The sequence below is a fragment of the Mucilaginibacter conchicola genome (genome assembly GCF_003432115.1).
GTDB classification, from domain to species: domain Bacteria; phylum Bacteroidota; class Bacteroidia; order Sphingobacteriales; family Sphingobacteriaceae; genus Mucilaginibacter; species Mucilaginibacter conchicola.
Genome location: NZ_QWDC01000001.1, coordinates 1509184 through 1522539, shown reverse-complemented (window position 1 = coordinate 1522539; position 13356 = coordinate 1509184). Strand labels below are relative to the sequence as shown.

Below are 13356 nucleotides of genomic sequence, written 5' to 3'. Positions count from 1 at the left end.
TTAGTGTGCCGGTACTTGCGCTATCATCTCATTAATGCGGATGAAAAGCGTAACGCCGTATGCCATCAGCACAACGGTATTCACTACCAGCAGCCAGTTCATATCTGGTTTGGTATATTTTTGGCGCGTGCAGATAATAAGCAGGCTTATAAAGCCCAGTATCAATAAGATTGGCGGAATAAAAGCCCAGATCTGGTTTTTTGCCAGGTAAACTTGGTCAAGCTTGTTGTTATCATTCATCAAAAAAGCCAATGCCACCATTAGTAACACAAGAAATAAGCGGGTAATGGTTTTGGCTACAAGTTTACTGGTTATCATGGCGGCCAAATTAGTAATTTTGCAGTAATGAATCGTCTGCCGAAAATCATACTTACCGTATTCCTGTCTTTGCCGATTACACTGTTTGCGCAGGTAAAAACAAAGCCATCGTTTAAGATAGTTCCGCTGGGTGTTTTGGGCGGGATAGATGAGAGCAATATGTCGGCGTATATGCTGGCGCCGGTTGGCTCTGCTCAATACATCTGCCTGGATGCCGGTACCATCCATTACGGGTTACAGAAAGCTGTAGATAATAAAGTTTTCAGATCATCGGCAGAGCAGGTGATGAAGCATAATATCAAAGGCTATTTCATCTCGCATGCACACCTCGATCACCTGGCCGGTATGGTGATCAACTCGCCCGAGGATACGGTGAAAAATGTATACGGACTGGCATCGACTATAGAAACCCTCAAAACGCATTACTTTACCTGGGAGAGCTGGGCCAATTTTGCCGACGATGGTGGCGCACCTCAGCTCAAAAAATATCACTACAAAATACTTACCCCAACAGAACAACAACCTATTGAGAATACCGACATGCTGGTTACAGCCTTCCCGCTGGCACATTCTAATTTGACAAGTACTGCCTTTCTGATTAAAAGCGGCGAAGATTATGTTTTATACTTAGGCGATACCGGCGCCGATGCCATTGAGAAAAGCCAAAACCTCAACAAACTTTGGGAAGCCGTTGGCCCGCTGGTAAAAATGGGGCGGTTGAAGGCGCTGATGATAGAGGTATCGTTCCCTAACGAGCAACCTGACAAAAGCCTTTTTGGGCACCTTACTCCAAAATTGCTGATGAATGAGTTGGGCCTGTTGCAAAAGATAGCCGGCACATCTATAAAAGGACTGAATGTAGTGATAACCCACCTTAAACCACCCTACAAAAACATCCTGAAGATCAAACAGCAACTAAAAGCAGGTAATACTTTGGGTGTAAAACTTACCTATCCCGGGCAGGGTAAAGCGTTGCTGTTTTAATTATTTATCATCAAGCAGATCGATACAATTTTTCTTAAGCGATTTTAGGCGGTCGTTCAAAGTAGTTAAGCCGTTTTTATCGTTGATAGCTTTGTAAAAATATTGAATCATCTTTAGCGTGTCGTCATCGGGGTCACAGGCCTGCGCTTTTTCAAGATGAGGCAGGGCTTTGCGCACGGCTGCAATGTAATTTGCACCGCCTGTTGCTTTGAGGGCATCGGCCTGTTTGGCGTACAAATAGCCTAAACCGCGCTGTGCTACATAATAATCGGGCACGGCAGCAACCACTTTTTCGTAACACTCAATGGCCTTTACCGACTGGCTATTGTTTTCATACAGATTACCAACGCTGTAATAAAAATTATTGCGGGCGCCTGCTGTCAATTTATCTGCGTTGGGTAATATATCTTCACCCAGGTCAAGGGCTTTATCTGTTTCCTGCTGCATGCGCGCCAGGTTAAAGTCGAGGTATTTTGAATATACCTCTTCGGCAGTTTGTGCATGGGCAAAACTCACGGCGAATAACAGGCATAAGGCAAACAGCAGTTTTTTCATCATATCAACTAATATCCATATCAAAACGCAAAAGCGCTTAATTATTTTTGTTTTTGGACTGATTTTTTTGCCTTGAGTTTAAGTATCCAAAAGATCTTAAGAAATCTGTCCCGGATTTTGGCTAAAGCTGTATTGGATTTTTCCCTTAATCCGTTGGCTGAAGCCAACGGCAATGATAGTCTATTCATTGCCGTCTCATTCATGGGACGGATTTAAAAGCGAATCTTTATGAATCGGCGTTTAACAGCTTCCATTTTTGATATGCAGCCCGCATGCAATGCCCGCAGGGCCGATACCCAGCCGAAGATGCTTCCTGCTCATTTTTAAAGAATACACGATTGGCAATTTTCATCCGCCTGCCCGAGCTACAATTTAATGTGCCGAAAATCTTCAGTTTATGATTGCCACCAAAGGTTATCTGTTTGCAATCTATCAACATCTTCAATGTCCTGCTGCGGGCAAAACCTTCTCCGCTGATATCGCTATGCCGCATCATGGAAGATAATACCGAGCGTATATCGTTCGCCTTTGGTAACCTCGCTTACGCCGTGGCGCATGTTTACGCGGTAGTATCCACGGCTACCCATCACCGGCCTGAAGTTGGTGGTGAACAGCAGCATATCGCCTTTGCGCGGCGTTAGCACCATTGGTCGCGATTGCATGCGTGGGCGTTGTTCAACCAGCACAAATTCGCCGCCATCAAAATCCTCGCCTGGCTCGCTGAGGCATATTACCAGTTGCATGGGGAAGTAGATGTCGCCATACAGGTCCTGGTGCAGGGCATTGTAACCGCCTTGCTGGTATTTAAGTATTAGCGGTGTTGGGCGCAGCTGGTTATGCTGATGACAAAGTTCATTCAGTCCTGCAAAGCTCTCAGGGAAGCGCGTATCTATCCCTAAAACCTGCATCCAGCTATTGGCAATAGGGGCAATGTTTGGGTACACGGCCTCGCGCAATTGTTGCACTATAGGCGGCAAGGGATAGTTGAAATATTTGTATTGCCCCTGCCCGTAGCCGTGGTGCTCCATTACAATGGTTTTGCGGTAGATATCGGGCGATGAATAATTGGCTATCAGTTCATCGCAGACCTCTGACAATAATACACCGGGAATAGATGCATAGCCTTTATCATTCATGCTTTGGGTTATGGCAGCCCAATCTAATTTGGCAATTTTTTGTTGTATGTCCATAACTTAAGCTTCTGTAGTGTTTAACTGCGCTGCTTCCCAGCCTATCATTGCTGTTTTGCGATCGGTGCCCCAATGGTACTGACCAAACTCACCAGTTGATTTAATTACCCTGTGGCAGGGAATAAGAAACGCAACCGGGTTAGCACCCACCGCGCTACCCACCGCACGGCTGGCAGTGGGCATCTCGATTTTTTGGGCGATGGTTTGATAAGTGTTCAATCCCCCCATCGGGATTTTCAATAGCGTTTCCCAAACTTTTAACTGGAAATCTGAACCCTTTAAATGCAGTTTAATTTTCGATAACTCTTTCCAGTCCTTCCTGAAAATGTGCAGCGCATTTTGCTGCGACATATCAACCACCTGGTGGTAACTGGCGTTTGGGAACAAATCGTAAAGGCCATTGAAAGCTTCATCCCTGTCATCGGCGAAAGCCATATAACAAATACCTTTTGGGGTTGATGCTACCAGGATATTCCCAAATGGTGTTTCTGCATAACTAAAGTTTATGGTAAGGGCTTTGCCGCCGTTCTTGTATTCGGCAGGTGTCATGCCTTCAATGTTCACAAACAGATCGTGCAGGCGGCTGGTGCCTGAGAGGCCTGTTTCGTAAGCCACCTCAAACAGGGTAGCTTGCTGGTCTTTTAAAATGCCTTTAGCATAATCAATACTCAAGTATTGTAAAAACTTTTTTGGGCTGATACCTGCCCAATCCGTAAATATTCGCTGGAAATGGAAGGGGCTTAAGTTTACCTTTTCGGCCACCTCATCCAAGTTGGGCTGATTTTTAAAATTGAGCCTTATGTAGTTTATCGCCTCGGCAATACGTTGGTAATTGATGTTTTCCTGTGTGTTCATGATCTTCATATTTAACAACACAAAAGTACCGTGGGCAGGGCGGGCAGGAAACCCGAAACTTGCTGTTCTTATATCCCTCGTGTCATTGCGAGGAGCGTAGCGACCCGTTTATCCAGCATGCATTCTGTCATTTCGAACGATAGTGAGAAATCCTGTTATTACATGCCAGTGAAAACTTGCAAGAGTAACAAGATTTCTCCTCGCTGTCGCTCGTTCGAAATGACAGGGTAGTTTTTTAATTCTTGATTCCTGACTCTTGCCTCTTGAATCTCCCCCTACTTCAATTCATCCAATAACCTGAACATCTTCTCCCTGATAGCACTCCCCGCACCGCTGTAGTTGTTCACCATGATAGAGAAACACAGCTGGCGGCCTTCGTGCGTTTGGAAACCGGCGTAGGCTTGCACACTGTTGATGCTGCCGCTTTTCATCTTCATATCGTTGTAGATGGGCAGGCTGTCAAAGAAATCATCGAACCAGGCTTCCTTACGCGCCGATTGCAGGATATGCGCCATGGTTGAGGTAGTAATATGGTTCTCGGGCGAGAGTCCGCTGCCGTCAAAAATGTTCATCGAGCGCTTATCGATACCTTTTTGTTCCCAGAAAGCTTTTACAACATTTACGCCATCTGTAGCTGTTGGTGTTTTGCCTGTTTTAAGGGATATGGCGGCCAGTAATTGCTCGGCGTAAAGGTTAACGCTTTTTTGGTTTAGCCAGTAAACTATCTTGCTGAGGTTGGGCGATAGGATGTTAGTTAAATTGGTTGTAGCCGGGGTAACAGTTTGATTTTTCTCTGCCAGCATAATGGACGATTGCGGCTCACCGCTTACCGTAATGCCGATGCGTTTAAGGGTATCGGTCAAACGTAAAGCTGCATCAAAAGCAGGATCGGGAATGGCGGCGGATACACGTTTTTTGCTCTGGTCAATAGCGTAAGTGCCGCGCAGGTACATCACTTTGCTGCCAAAGGCCGGCAGGTAGGGATAAGCTTGGTCGCCGGTTTTGGCGGCACCGTTGGTAAGTTCGCTTTTGTATTGCAGGTAATTGGTTTCGGGGTTGGTGCCGGCAATACCAATAGTATTGCCTATGCTGCCGGTGCGCAGCAGGATATCAAACTGGTTCTCGCGCCAGCAAAGCCCGGCAATGCCTGCGCCATAATAGGTGCCCAGGTCCTGCCAGATCCATCCATCTGGGATAGATTGTTTGGTGTACAGCCCGTTATCGCCAATAACACGACCGTTTATTTTCTTGATGCCCGCCTTTTTTAAAGCAGCAACCATGGTGTTCAACACCACGTTCTCTTTAGTAGTGCTCCAGCGCCAGCTGCCCAGGGTAGGGTCGCCGCCACCTTTGATGATGATGTCGCCGGTGAGGGTGCCATCCGCAGTCAGTGTGCCGGTGTAACCTACCTGCGTCTGAAACTGAAAATCTTTCCCTAACAGGTTAAAAGCTGTGATACTGGTAACGGTTTTTAGCGTAGACCCAGGAGCAAGGCCCATATCGGGATTGCCACCAAAGATCATCTCGCCGGTTTTGGCATCCAATACGGTTACCGATACCGAGCCGTACTTGCATTGCTCATCCGTTTGTAAACGAGTAAAAGCGGTTTGCAGCCGCTTTTGTAAAGAAGTTTGTGCATACAATTGTTCTGAGACGAACAATAACACGAAAGCGGTGCAGTTTATTATTCTATTTATTTTCAATTCGTTTTTTTCTAATAATAGTCTTTACCCGGCAGTCAGTCTGTCTGAAATGTGCTTAGGTAAGCCTGGTTTGTTTTTCATCTCAGTGGAATTTATGGTCAATAAATCCCAATAAATAACTGGTGTATCCATAAAAACAAATTCCATCCAACCGTGTGCAACAATTTGTAATTGCTCATTTAATACTGAGATGCCTGAAAAGTTTTCTAAAACTCCGTCTAAGTATTTTGCGCTTTGTCCTTCAATACAGCTATCAGACCAATCAAAGTGTAAGCTCTCTTTAAGTTCCTGATAGTAATTCAAATCTTGTATCAATTGCTTTTCAACATATTGTCTTAGCAGCGGTCCCATAGAAATTGACATGCCATATTTTTGAAAATCAGTCATTAATAACCGGACCTGATTTAATGTTTCGTTGTGAGATGTAATAAATAGGGATACCTATTAGCACAATGCCTAACCCATATTTAACGTAATCGCTTTTGTAAACGCATAGCAAAATGCAAAAAGCAACACCCATTAAAATATAAATGGCAGGCAAAACAGGGTAACCAATGGCTTTGTACGGGCGCTCGGCATCAGGGCGTTTAACACGCAGGATGTAGATGCCAATGATAGTAAGCACATAAAATACCACCACCACAAATGATATCATATCCAGCAGGTCGCCATATTTACCGCTTAAGCAAAGCAACGAAGCCACTACTGCCTGTATCCATAAACCAAACTCGGGCACGGCATTTTTGTTCAGCTCGGCGGTCTTTTTAAAGAACAAGCCATCCTTAGCCATGGTGTAATAAACGCGCGCACCTGAAAGTATCAGTCCGTTATTACAACCAAAGGTAGATATCATGATCATGAGAGCAATTACATACGTACCAACATTACCAAATATCACATGCGAAGCGGCAACAGCTACACGATCTTTATCGGCAGTAGCAATATCGTGTAACGACAGCACGCCGGTATAAACCATATTTGCTAACACATAAATAACCGTAACGATCAGCGTGCCGAACATCATACTTAGGGCAACATCGCGCTTAGGGTTTTTCATTTCGCCGGCTACAAAGGTTACGCTGTTCCAGGCATCACTGCTGAAGATTGAACCAACCATGGCAGCTGCGATAGCGCCTAATGCGGTGCTCAGGGTTAAAGCGGTTACACTACCGTCTTTATTCAGGTTGTGCAAGTCCCAGGCATTTGTCCAGTTAGCGTTCCAGATATCTCCTTTAAAGGCTAAAAAACCAAAGCCAATTAAACCGAAAAGGCTCAACAGTTTGGTGAGTGTAAATGTAGTTTGGATAAGCTTGCCACCCTTCACACCCTTTGTATTGATGAAAGTAAGGAAGAAGATCAACACGATAGAAACGATCTGCGCCGCACTGATCTTTAAAGAGCCTAAGGTAAAAAGGATATGATCTTCGCTCACAGCAGGGATCAAGTAAGCCGTAAACTTTGAAAAAGCCACACCCACGGCAGCAATGGTGCCAGTTTGTATCACGGCGAAAAAGCTCCATCCGTAAAGGAAGGCGATGAGTTTATTATAAGCCTCTTTAAGGTACACGTATTGCCCGCCTGCTTTGGGGAACATGGCGCTCAGTTCGCCGTAGCTTAGGGCCGCGGTAAGCGTCATAAAACCGGTGATGAGCCAAACGGCTATCAGCCAGCCTGATGAACCCACATTACGGATAATATCGGCGCTTACAATGAATATACCCGAACCGATCATGGAGCCTGATACCAGCATGGTGCCATCGAGCAAGCTCAGCTCGTGTTTCATTTTTGAAGAAGAGGAATCGTTAGCCATTTAGGATTTTAGTTTTAAAGGCTTAAGTTAGGAATAAATATCGTTTACTCGAAAGGGGAATGGTTTGTGTGGAAAGAATACTTTCTTAATATCAATTTTTAGAAAGATAAATTGTCATCCTATTGTATAGTCAATTTATTTACTATTTTGCAGCAACCAATTGTAAACAAGCCCTCTGGCTTTTTAGTACGCACACTTTAATAACTAAACTAATTATATGGATCTTTTGAACACTTACTTGATTTATTTGATCCCTGTTATGGGTATTGTGGGGTTACTGGTTATGGCCGGTAAATCTGCATGGGTAACCAAACAGGAAACAGGCGATGCATCGATGAACCAACTGGCCGGTTACATTGCCGATGGGGCAATGGCATTTTTGCGTGCCGAGTGGAAAATATTGAGCTATTTCGTGATTATCGCAGGCATTTTGCTGGCATGGAGCGGCACAACTGTTGAAACTTCGAGCCCGATAATCGCAGTATCATTCCTGATTGGTGCCTTCCTTTCGGCATTTGCAGGTTTTATAGGCATGCGCATAGCAACCAAAGCCAACGTGCGTACTACGCAAGCTGCTAAAACCAGTTTGGCTAAAGCGCTTAAAGTATCGTTTACAGGCGGTACGGTAATGGGCCTCGGTGTAGCAGGTTTGGCCATCATCGGTTTAGGCTCACTGTTCATTGTTTTTTATACTATTTATGTAAAGAATACAGGTGGCGATGTTAACGGCCTGGAGATGGAAAAAGCCCTTGAGGTTTTGGCTGGTTTCTCATTAGGTGCCGAGTCTATCGCATTGTTTGCCCGTGTGGGTGGTGGTATCTACACCAAAGCTGCCGACGTAGGTGCCGACCTTGTAGGTAAAGTTGAGGCCGGTATCCCCGAGGATGATGTGCGTAACCCTGCAACCATTGCCGATAACGTAGGTGATAACGTAGGCGACGTTGCCGGTATGGGCGCCGATTTGTTCGGTTCTTACGTGGCTACTATGCTGGCCACCATGGTACTTGGCCGCGAGATAGTATCTGCTGATAATTTTGGTGGTATCGCCCCGGTTTTATTGCCGATGGTAATTGCCGGTTTAGGTTTGATATTCTCAATAGTAGGTGCTGCCTTCGTGAAAATTAAAAACGAGACAGATAGCGTACAAAACGCTTTGAACATAGGTAACTGGGCATCCATCGTGCTAACTGCTATTGCTACTTACTTTTTAGTACAATGGATGTTACCTGGCGGTGAAATGCACCTTAAACGCGATTTGGACGAAAGCGGTGCTATCAAAGCAGGTTCACTGGTGTTTACCAAGAACGGCGTATTTGGTTCTATCCTGGTAGGTTTGGTTGTAGGCACGCTGATGTCTATCATTACCGAGTACTATACGGCAATGGGTAAACGCCCGGTGCTGAGCATTATTAAACAATCATCAACCGGGCATGCTACCAACATTATTGGTGGTTTGGCTATTGGTATGGAATCAACCGTGTTGCCTATCCTGGTATTGGCCGCGGGTATCTATGGTTCGTATTTCTTTGCGGGATTGTACGGTGTGGCTATTGCTGCTGCCGGTATGATGGCCACTACGGCTATGCAATTGGCTATCGATGCTTTCGGCCCAATTGCCGATAACGCGGGTGGTATTGCCGAAATGAGCCAGTTGCCACCAGAGGTTCGTCACCGTACGGATAACCTGGATGCTGTGGGGAATACCACTGCTGCAACCGGTAAAGGTTTTGCTATTGCTTCTGCTGCGTTGACTTCGCTGGCGCTGTTTGCTGCCTTTGTGGGTGTGGCAGGCATTGAGCATATTGATATTTATAAAGCCAACGTACTGGCCGGTTTATTTGTGGGCGGCATGATCCCGTTCATCTTCTCGGCTTTGGCTATTTCGGCGGTGGGCCGTGCGGCTATGGCGATGGTAGAAGAGGTTCGTCGCCAGTTTCGCGAGATACCGGGCATTATGGAGTACAAAGCTAAACCCGAGTACGAAAAATGTGTGGCTATCTCTACCCAGGCTTCCATCCGCGAGATGATCGCGCCAGGCTTAATTGCGCTGGTAACCCCGCTGGTTATCGGCTTCGCCTTTGGCCCCGAAGTATTGGGTGGCCTGTTAGCCGGTGTAACCGTATCAGGCGTGTTGATGGGTATTTTCCAAAGCAACGCAGGTGGTGCATGGGATAACGCTAAAAAATCATTTGAGAAAGGCGTGGAGATAAACGGAGAAACCTATTACAAAAAATCTGAACCGCACAAAGCTTCTGTAACAGGTGATACCGTGGGCGATCCGTTCAAAGATACCTCAGGACCTTCGATGAATATCCTGATCAAGCTGATGTCTATCGTATCGCTGGTTATTGCACCGCATTTAAACCACGAGGTAGCCACCAACAAGCATATCCAGAATCAGATCAAGATCCAGTCGATGAATACCACGACGCATGTTATGAAGGCTGATAAGAAAGTTTAACAGCTGAATAGTGAAAGCCTCCGCCGACTGGCGGAGGCTTTTTTGTACATTAGATTTTATTTGATATGGATATTGAACAATTGATGACAGTGTTGGAAGAACGGGCAATTACTGGTAATGATAGAAAAAGAGTGGAGTTACTATTAGCTGCCATAAACGACTGGCCAACTCCCGTTGAATCGTTAAATGATTTTCTATCAAAACTAAAATCAAGTTTGAACGCCGAAGAAATTACCATTGAGGTAGTAACAGATAGAGTCGCTGATATGACTCCTGGATTTGATGCCTGGAAAATGGAATCCTTATCATCGTTATTAGAATTACTAAATATGAGTGGTATTGCATCTTTGAATCAAATAATAGCCAACTATCAAAGTTTGCAGTATGGCAAAGGGAGATAAAATTAACATGCGTATAATTCTTTATATCCTTTGCCTTTACGATATCTACCTTTATCTGGATGATATCTTCGCGTTGCTGAAGGTCGATATCGTGCCGCCTACTGCAGGCGGTTTGATGTATTTTGATGCCGCTATGCTATTGTTTGGTGGCCTGGTGTTGGGTTATTTATTGCGCAGGCTGGGCGATAAAAAGTTGGGATTGATTATGATTATCTTGAATGTAGTTTTAACACCATGGTTTATATGGAGAGCGTTGCCATAAGGGGGGGTAAACTACGCGTGATTGCGAGGAACGAAGCAATCTCTTTAGGACAAGCGGATTTGTATAATTCGGAGATTGCTTCGTACCCCGCAATGAACTGCGGAAATAGACTTGTTGATACACTTAATAACAAAAACCAGAATATGAGAGTAATAACCATTAACCCAAGAAACGAGCATGAAGAAGAGGCCATCGCCGCTTTTTTACGCGAAAACGACTACGATTTTAATATCGGCGAAACGTCTGCACCTGAACAGGAAAAGCCTTTTGATGCGCAGGAGTACCAGCGCAAGGTGCACGAGCAGCGGGAGCGCGGCGGGCCGCAAAAGATATTTTAGAATTTGGGTGGCTGAAGCGTTGACAAATTTTCACAGGCATCAACAGTGAATGCCTTGCGCAGGGTGTGATGCTATTTAACTATAAATGTCGCGGCGGTGCCCAAGTGCAATGATGTCGATAAGCAAGATGCCATCGTGTATCTCGTAGATAATGCGATAATCGCCCACACGGATTCGCCATGCATCACGGCCCTTTAGCTTCTTGCATCCGTACGGACGAGGGTTATCAGCCAGTTCGTATATCGCAGGAATTAGTTTTTCGGCGATGTTGTCCTGTATTTTGTTTAACTGTTTTTGAGCAGTTTTAGAAATGGTGATCTTGTAGGACGCCATTTATTTTGAGGAGCGGCCTTTTATGTAGTCATCGAAAGAATCAGATGGTTCATTAAGGCTCTTAACTTTATCGTAAAGCTTTACGTCTTCAGCATCTTCCAGTTCGCTTATCATATTTTCATAAACCTCTACCGGCAATATCACTGATATTTTCTTACCGTTTTCATCGGTTATGTATTGTGGTTTTACTTCTGCTGACATGGCGAATCGTTTGAAATATAAATTTACCAAAACGTTAATGCTTTTACAAACTTTCCCCTTACATTCTGTTCATCTTAAAATTCTGAAATTCCTGATCCGGACAATCTGCGTTAGGGATAGGAGTGGATACCGGCCCTGAGCCTAAGGCCTGTGCCATAGGCATCCCTTTGGGGCAGGCGTATGAACGGATAGCCCGACCGTAGGGAACGCCCGTAACGTTAAAAGGTAGGGCCGCCCAATAATAAACCTACACCTCAAAAGTGCCACGCTACCGCACTTTAATTCTGTTTAAAACTGCCATACCCTTGTTACATTCTGTTCTTTAAATTTTCAATTAAATTAACTACGTTTGGGCTAAGTGTTTTTAAAATTTACTAAACTGATCTTATTGATTTAAAATGAAGGTATTTGTAAAGAAATCTATTGAACAATTAACGGCCAAGACCGACGGCGAAACCCTTAAGCGAACGCTTGGGGCGGGTAGCCTTGTTGCATTGGGTATTGGTGCAATTATTGGTGCCGGTTTGTTCGTAAGGACTGCTGCTGCTGCGGGCGAACACGCTGGCCCGGCGGTAACCTTATCATTCATTGTAGCGGCTATTGGCTGTGCTTTTGCCGGCTTATGCTACGCTGAATTTGCTTCTATTATTCCTATTGCCGGTAGTGCTTACACTTACGCGTATGCAACTATGGGCGAGATTGTTGCCTGGGTTATTGGCTGGGCTTTGATATTAGAATATGCGCTGGGTGCGGCCACGGTATCTATAAGCTGGAGTGAGTATTTGAACAAGCTCCTCGGCGGGGGGATACCCTATGAGTGGTGCCACTCTCCAATGGAATCGGTAATGATAAACGGGCAAAGCGTACACGGTATTGCTAACTTACCTGCGCTGTTGATCCTTGTTATTTTATCATTGCTTTTGATAAAAGGTACGCAGGAATCTGCTACTGTAAACGGTATTATCGTATTCATTAAAGTAGCCATCGTATTGGTGTTTATCGCTATTGGCTGGCAGTATATCAACCCGGCTAACCACCACCCATACATTATCCCTGCTGATGCACCTGACATTATGCAGGAAAACGGAAAGCCATATTCTTATGCGCCGTTCTTTAACCACGGCTGGGGCGGTATCATAAGCGGTGCCGGTGTGGTATTCTTCGCTTTCATCGGTTTTGATGCGGTATCAACTGCTGCACAGGAAGCTAAAAACCCGAGCCGCGATATGCCTATCGGTATCCTGGGTTCGTTAGTGGTTTGTACCATTCTTTACATCCTTTTCTCATGGGTATTAACAGGGGTTGCACCTTATACCGACTTCATGAAATCGGGTAAAGAAGCTTCGGTAGCATTTGCTATCAGCAATTACATGCACGGTTACGGCTGGTTATCAACTCTGGTTACTGTAGCTATTTTGGCCGGTTTCTCTTCGGTTATCCTGGTGATGCTGATGGGCCAGTCGAGGGTATTCTACACCATGTCTAAAGATGGTTTGTTGCCAAAAATATTCTCTGATCTGCACCCTAAATTTAAAACCCCTTACAAGAGCAACATGATCCTGTTCCTGTTTGTAGGAGCATTTGCGGCATTTGTACCGGGCAGCGTAGCGGGCGACTTAACCTCTATTGGTACCCTGTTTGCTTTCATACTGGTATGTGCGGGTGTAATCCTGTTGCGTAAAAGCGACCCGGATCTTGTACGTCCGTTCAAAACCCCATTGGTGCCATTGGTACCTATCCTGGGTATGATAGTTTGTGCCGGTATGATCGTTGGCTTACCAAGCGAAACACAATTAAGTGCTTTAGGCTGGATGATATTAGGTTTGGTGATCTATTTTGGTTACAGTAAAAACCACAGTAAGTTGGGCAAAGGTGGCGATATCCTGCCAACTGCTATCGACTTTGAGAAACAGTAATTTTTTAATTACGATATAAGAAAAGGTTC

The 13356-nt window shown here is 45.1% G+C and carries 16 protein-coding genes; 6 read left to right on the top strand and 10 right to left on the bottom strand.

Annotated elements, in window-relative coordinates; translation table 11 throughout:
* On the bottom strand, nucleotides 1–318 hold the full coding sequence (locus tag D0C36_RS06770) for a hypothetical protein (protein ID WP_117390785.1): 318 nt from the start codon (nucleotides 316–318) through the stop codon (nucleotides 1–3).
* Between the two features lie 27 nt (nucleotides 319–345).
* Here D0C36_RS06770 and D0C36_RS06765 point away from each other — a divergent pair, with 27 nt between their 5' ends.
* The gene (locus D0C36_RS06765; protein WP_117390784.1) at nucleotides 346–1302 is read left to right on the top strand and encodes an MBL fold metallo-hydrolase; all 957 of its coding nucleotides are present in this window, start codon (nucleotides 346–348) and stop codon (nucleotides 1300–1302) included.
* Here the strand turns inward: D0C36_RS06765 and D0C36_RS06760 are convergent, their stop codons facing one another.
* The 7 genes from D0C36_RS06760 to D0C36_RS06730 form a co-directional block, all read right to left on the bottom strand.
* Nucleotides 1303–1860: a tetratricopeptide repeat protein gene (locus D0C36_RS06760; RefSeq protein WP_147321947.1), complete on the bottom strand. Its 558-nt coding sequence runs from the start codon at nucleotides 1858–1860 to the stop codon at nucleotides 1303–1305.
* 223 nt (nucleotides 1861–2083) lie between these two features.
* Complete coding sequence (locus tag D0C36_RS24855) at nucleotides 2084–2296, bottom strand: Ada metal-binding domain-containing protein (protein ID WP_262512196.1); 213 nt, start codon at nucleotides 2294–2296, stop codon at nucleotides 2084–2086.
* 43 nt (nucleotides 2297–2339) lie between these two features.
* Entirely contained in the window at nucleotides 2340–3047 is a 708-nt protein-coding gene (locus D0C36_RS06750; RefSeq protein ID WP_117390781.1) for a 2OG-Fe(II) oxygenase, read from the bottom strand.
* Between the two features lie 3 nt (nucleotides 3048–3050).
* Nucleotides 3051–3902 (bottom strand): bifunctional helix-turn-helix domain-containing protein/methylated-DNA--[protein]-cysteine S-methyltransferase, encoded by an 852-nt coding sequence (locus D0C36_RS06745; protein ID WP_117391393.1) that lies wholly within the window; start codon nucleotides 3900–3902, stop codon nucleotides 3051–3053.
* 275 nt (nucleotides 3903–4177) lie between these two features.
* A complete protein-coding gene (gene dacB, locus D0C36_RS06740; protein ID WP_233524430.1) occupies nucleotides 4178–5569 on the bottom strand; it encodes a D-alanyl-D-alanine carboxypeptidase/D-alanyl-D-alanine endopeptidase in 1392 nt (463 codons plus the stop codon).
* A gap of 60 nt (nucleotides 5570–5629) precedes the next feature.
* Complete coding sequence (locus tag D0C36_RS06735) at nucleotides 5630–5992, bottom strand: hypothetical protein (RefSeq protein WP_117390780.1); 363 nt, start codon at nucleotides 5990–5992, stop codon at nucleotides 5630–5632.
* A complete protein-coding gene (locus tag D0C36_RS06730; RefSeq protein WP_117390779.1) occupies nucleotides 5985–7415 on the bottom strand; it encodes an APC family permease in 1431 nt (476 codons plus the stop codon). The genes D0C36_RS06735 and D0C36_RS06730 overlap by 8 nt, the downstream gene beginning before the upstream one ends.
* A gap of 217 nt (nucleotides 7416–7632) precedes the next feature.
* On the opposite strand from D0C36_RS06730, the gene D0C36_RS06725 reads away from it, so the two are divergent.
* The 4 genes from D0C36_RS06725 (at nucleotide 7633) to D0C36_RS06710 (ending at nucleotide 10877) form a co-directional block, all read left to right on the top strand.
* Nucleotides 7633–9876: a sodium-translocating pyrophosphatase gene (locus D0C36_RS06725; protein WP_117390778.1), complete on the top strand. Its 2244-nt coding sequence runs from the start codon at nucleotides 7633–7635 to the stop codon at nucleotides 9874–9876.
* Between the two features lie 65 nt (nucleotides 9877–9941).
* Nucleotides 9942–10277, top strand: coding sequence for a hypothetical protein (locus tag D0C36_RS06720; RefSeq protein ID WP_117390777.1), 336 nt, complete (start codon nucleotides 9942–9944; stop codon nucleotides 10275–10277).
* A gap of 7 nt (nucleotides 10278–10284) precedes the next feature.
* Nucleotides 10285–10539 carry a hypothetical protein gene (locus tag D0C36_RS06715; protein WP_147321946.1) on the top strand — a complete coding sequence of 85 codons (255 nt, stop codon included), beginning with the start codon at nucleotides 10285–10287 and terminating at the stop codon, nucleotides 10537–10539.
* A 143-nt stretch (nucleotides 10540–10682) separates the two neighbouring features.
* Entirely contained in the window at nucleotides 10683–10877 is a 195-nt protein-coding gene (locus D0C36_RS06710; protein WP_147321945.1) for a hypothetical protein, read from the top strand.
* A gap of 75 nt (nucleotides 10878–10952) precedes the next feature.
* Here D0C36_RS06710 and D0C36_RS06705 read toward each other — a convergent pair whose 3' ends face one another.
* Together D0C36_RS06705 and D0C36_RS06700 are read right to left on the bottom strand one after the other, a co-directional pair.
* Nucleotides 10953–11210 (bottom strand): type II toxin-antitoxin system RelE family toxin, encoded by a 258-nt coding sequence (locus tag D0C36_RS06705; protein WP_117390774.1) that lies wholly within the window; start codon nucleotides 11208–11210, stop codon nucleotides 10953–10955.
* Nucleotides 11211–11411, bottom strand: coding sequence for a hypothetical protein (locus D0C36_RS06700; RefSeq protein ID WP_117390773.1), 201 nt, complete (start codon nucleotides 11409–11411; stop codon nucleotides 11211–11213).
* Between the two features lie 398 nt (nucleotides 11412–11809).
* On the opposite strand from D0C36_RS06700, the gene D0C36_RS06695 reads away from it, so the two are divergent.
* A complete protein-coding gene (locus D0C36_RS06695) occupies nucleotides 11810–13327 on the top strand; it encodes an amino acid permease (protein WP_117390772.1) in 1518 nt (505 codons plus the stop codon).
* Nucleotides 13328–13356 lie beyond the last annotated feature (29 nt).

What these genes read in the sequence shown, in the direction of transcription:
- D0C36_RS06750 (WP_117390781.1), bottom strand. Translation starts at nt 3,047, where the DNA reads ATGGACATACAACAAAAAATTGCCAAATTAGATTGGGCTGCCATAACC.
- D0C36_RS06725 (WP_117390778.1), top strand. Translation starts at nt 7,633, where the DNA reads ATGGATCTTTTGAACACTTACTTGATTTATTTGATCCCTGTTATGGGT.
- D0C36_RS06720 (WP_117390777.1), top strand. Translation starts at nt 9,942, where the DNA reads ATGGATATTGAACAATTGATGACAGTGTTGGAAGAACGGGCAATTACT.
- D0C36_RS06705 (WP_117390774.1), bottom strand. Translation starts at nt 11,210, where the DNA reads ATGGCGTCCTACAAGATCACCATTTCTAAAACTGCTCAAAAACAGTTA.
- D0C36_RS06730 (WP_117390779.1), bottom strand. Translation starts at nt 7,415, where the DNA reads ATGGCTAACGATTCCTCTTCTTCAAAAATGAAACACGAGCTGAGCTTG.
- D0C36_RS06770 (WP_117390785.1), bottom strand. Translation starts at nt 318, where the DNA reads ATGATAACCAGTAAACTTGTAGCCAAAACCATTACCCGCTTATTTCTT.
- D0C36_RS24855 (WP_262512196.1), bottom strand. Translation starts at nt 2,296, where the DNA reads ATGTTGATAGATTGCAAACAGATAACCTTTGGTGGCAATCATAAACTG.
- D0C36_RS06745 (WP_117391393.1), bottom strand. Translation starts at nt 3,902, where the DNA reads ATGAACACACAGGAAAACATCAATTACCAACGTATTGCCGAGGCGATA.
- D0C36_RS06760 (WP_147321947.1), bottom strand. Translation starts at nt 1,860, where the DNA reads ATGATGAAAAAACTGCTGTTTGCCTTATGCCTGTTATTCGCCGTGAGT.
- D0C36_RS06710 (WP_147321945.1), top strand. Translation starts at nt 10,683, where the DNA reads ATGAGAGTAATAACCATTAACCCAAGAAACGAGCATGAAGAAGAGGCC.
- D0C36_RS06715 (WP_147321946.1), top strand. Translation starts at nt 10,285, where the DNA reads ATGCGTATAATTCTTTATATCCTTTGCCTTTACGATATCTACCTTTAT.
- D0C36_RS06700 (WP_117390773.1), bottom strand. Translation starts at nt 11,411, where the DNA reads ATGTCAGCAGAAGTAAAACCACAATACATAACCGATGAAAACGGTAAG.
- D0C36_RS06765 (WP_117390784.1), top strand. Translation starts at nt 346, where the DNA reads ATGAATCGTCTGCCGAAAATCATACTTACCGTATTCCTGTCTTTGCCG.
- D0C36_RS06695 (WP_117390772.1), top strand. Translation starts at nt 11,810, where the DNA reads ATGAAGGTATTTGTAAAGAAATCTATTGAACAATTAACGGCCAAGACC.
- D0C36_RS06735 (WP_117390780.1), bottom strand. Translation starts at nt 5,992, where the DNA reads ATGACTGATTTTCAAAAATATGGCATGTCAATTTCTATGGGACCGCTG.